Origin of the sequence: Pseudoalteromonas sp. TB51 (assembly GCF_000498055.1) — a bacterium.
GTDB classification, from domain to species: Bacteria; Pseudomonadota; Gammaproteobacteria; order Enterobacterales; family Alteromonadaceae; genus Pseudoalteromonas; species Pseudoalteromonas atlantica.
Map to the genome: position 1 here is coordinate 1 of NZ_AUTO01000038.1, position 2,914 is coordinate 2,914.

Below are 2,914 nucleotides of genomic sequence, written 5' to 3' on the forward strand. Positions count from 1 at the left end.
CGCCAGCCGCATGAGGCTCCGCGTTACATGCGACTCCCTATTGAAGTATTGGTTGTGCTGTGTGTGCTGGTTGGTTTGTTCCCGCATTTTTCAGTCGATGGCATTTTATCTGCTGCGTCTTTGGCTGTACTTGGTCAAAAGGTACCAGAGTACGAACTGGCTATATGGCATGGTTTTAACTTACCGCTATTAATGAGCGCCATGGCGGTAGTGGGTGGTTTGTTTATTTATATAAATCGTAAATACCTATTTCAATTTCAAGCATCATTACCGCCACTTAATGCTAAAAAAACCTTTGAGCTAATTGTGCTTAAAGTTATTAATTGGTGCCAAAGCAGGGTAAACACTATCGAAAACGGCTCATTACAACGCTACATTTTTGTAATGCTGGCGGTGGTATTGTTATGTGCCGGTTGGCCATTATTTGAAATGCAACAATTAGCGGGCAGTATGCCGCGTATTCCGGTTGATGTGCATAACGCAATAGGTGCAGGCCTACTGATTATAGGTGCTTTTGCTACCGTTATTTGGCATCGCTCACGCGTAGTTGCGTTACTAATGATTTCTATTGTAGGGCTTATGGTGTCGGTGGCGTTTACGCGTTTTTCTGCGCCCGACTTAGCGCTTACGCAATTAACGGTAGAAGTAGCAACCGTTATTTTATTAATGTTGGCGTTGTTTTTCTTACCACAACATACGCCTAAAGAGTCTAGTTCGTTACGAGTACTCAGAGATTTAGGGATAGCCTCAACATTAGGTGTTGTGGTGGCAAGTATATGTTATGCATTACTTACACGCCCACTCGAATCGATATCAGATTTTTTCATAGCCAATGCCAAAACAGGAGGTGGCGGTACCAATGTAGTAAACGTTATTTTGGTTGATTTTAGGGGCTTTGACACCCTAGGCGAAATAACCGTATTGGGTATTGCAGCGTTGGGTATATTTAAAGTGCTTTCTCGTATTCCATTGTTCATGCCAGCAAGTGATGGTGAAGGGCGCCCATGGGCACGCGAGCGCCACCCTATACTACTTGCCAGTATTTCGCATAGCTTATTACCGCTTGCATTATTAGTATCGGCTTATATTTTCTTACGTGGTCATAACTTACCTGGCGGCGGCTTTATTGCAGGGTTAGTAACATCAATTGCCTTTATATTGCAGTATATGGCTCATGGCTCAGCTTGGATAAGCGAGCGCTTTGCAGTCAACTACCGTAAAATTATTGCATCAGGTATCGGTATTGCCTTGTTTACTGGGGTCGGTAGCTGGTTCTTTGAACGGCCGTTTTTAACTACGTGGTTTGATTATTTCGATATTCCATTTATTGGCAAAACAGAACTTGCAAGCGCAATTGTGTTTGATTTAGGCGTTTATTTAACAGTGGTTGGAGCCACGTTAATGATATTAGCAAGCCTTGGCAACATGACAGCAGATACCCAGAAAAAAGAGGTAAACATTTAATGGAGCTATTGTACGCATCTTGCGTTGGTGTATTAGTTAGTTGTGGTGTGTTTTTACTGCTAAGGGCCCGTACGTTTCCGGTAGTGCTTGGCCTTACTATGATTTCCTATGCCGTTAACTTATTTTTGTTTTCTGCGGGTCGCTTAACCATAAATAAAGCAGTTGTGCTTGGTACAGGGGCTGAATATGCCGACCCTTTACCTCAAGCACTAGTACTTACTGCAATAGTGATAGGGTTTGCAATGACTGCGTTTGTGGTTATTTTAGCTATACGTGGTAGAGCCGATTTAGGAAGCGATCATGTTGATGGGCAAATCATCAAAAGCGCAGCCGATAGCAAGGAGCAAAAATGATTCAACATTTAACTTCTTTGCCTATTTTATTACCTATGTTGGCAGCGGTAATATTGCTTTTGCCACCCTGTGGTAAAAGTTTACGTATTCGCCGTATTGCCTCATCAATTATGGCGGTGATCACATTTATTGTTAGTGCATTGCTGTTAATCCATATATATAACAGTGGTATCAATGTATACGCTATTGGTAATTGGTCTGCTCCTTTTGGCATAGTGCTTGTTGCCGATATGCTTTCTACTTTATTGGTTGCACTTACATCCTTTTTAGGAATGGGAGTCATTTTATATGGCTGTGCCGGCGATGATGCAAAAGGAAACTTTTTTCATCCATTAGTTCATTTTTTAATATTAGGTGTTAATGGGGCATTTTTAACGGGTGACTTATTTAATGTATTTGTATTTTTTGAGGTGTTGTTGATTGCCTCATACTCACTACTTATGCATGCCGGAGATAAACAAAATACCCGTGCAGCGCTCCAATACGTCATATTAAATTTGGTTGGCTCGAGCGTATTTTTAATTGGTTTAGGTATTTTATACGGCGTACTGGGTACATTAAACATCGCTGATATGACGCAAAAAGTAGCCCTGTTAACGGGCGATGACGTCTATTTGGCGAAGGCCGGCGGCTTACTGCTGTTAGTTGTATTTGCTTTAAAAGCCGCATTGCTCCCTTTGCACTTGTGGCTACCAAATACTTATGCCAGTGCAAAGCCTGTGGTTGCCGCTTTATTTGCTATTATGACCAAGGTGGGTGTATACGCCATGTTGCGCGTTTATACTGTTATTTTTGGTGAGCAAGCCGGTGAGCTTGAACATATGGCGCAATCGTGGTTATGGGGCTTAGCCATTGCTACTATAGTGGTTGGTGCAATTGGCGTAATGGCTGCGCAAGATTTACGTAAGTTAACGGCAAATTTAGTTGTTGTATCAGTGGGCACGTTAGTCGCTCTAATTGCACTGCAAAACGTAACTGCAACAGCTGCACTGCTTTATTATTTAGTGCACTCCACATTAGTCAGCGCTGCACTATTTTTATTAGCTGATTTAATTGCCACACAAAGGGGCAAAGTAGGGGATAGACTGGTTGCCGGA

3 protein-coding genes are annotated in these 2,914 nt (G+C 42.3%); all 3 read left to right on the forward strand.

Translation table 11 applies throughout. From position 1 onward, the window contains the following. A partial coding sequence (gene mbhE, locus L650_RS0100975; protein ID WP_029771841.1) for a hydrogen gas-evolving membrane-bound hydrogenase subunit E occupies positions 1-1,464 on the forward strand: 1,464 nt, incomplete at its 5' end. After that, positions 1,464-1,817: a Na+/H+ antiporter subunit C gene (locus L650_RS0100980; RefSeq protein ID WP_004585893.1), complete on the forward strand. Its 354-nt coding sequence runs from the start codon at positions 1,464-1,466 to the stop codon at positions 1,815-1,817. The genes mbhE and L650_RS0100980, both read left to right, overlap by 1 nt. Beyond that, positions 1,814-2,914, forward strand: a 1,101-nt coding sequence (locus tag L650_RS0100985) for a monovalent cation/H+ antiporter subunit D (RefSeq protein ID WP_029771842.1), incomplete at its 3' end; no start/stop codon positions are given. The genes L650_RS0100980 and L650_RS0100985, both read left to right, overlap by 4 nt.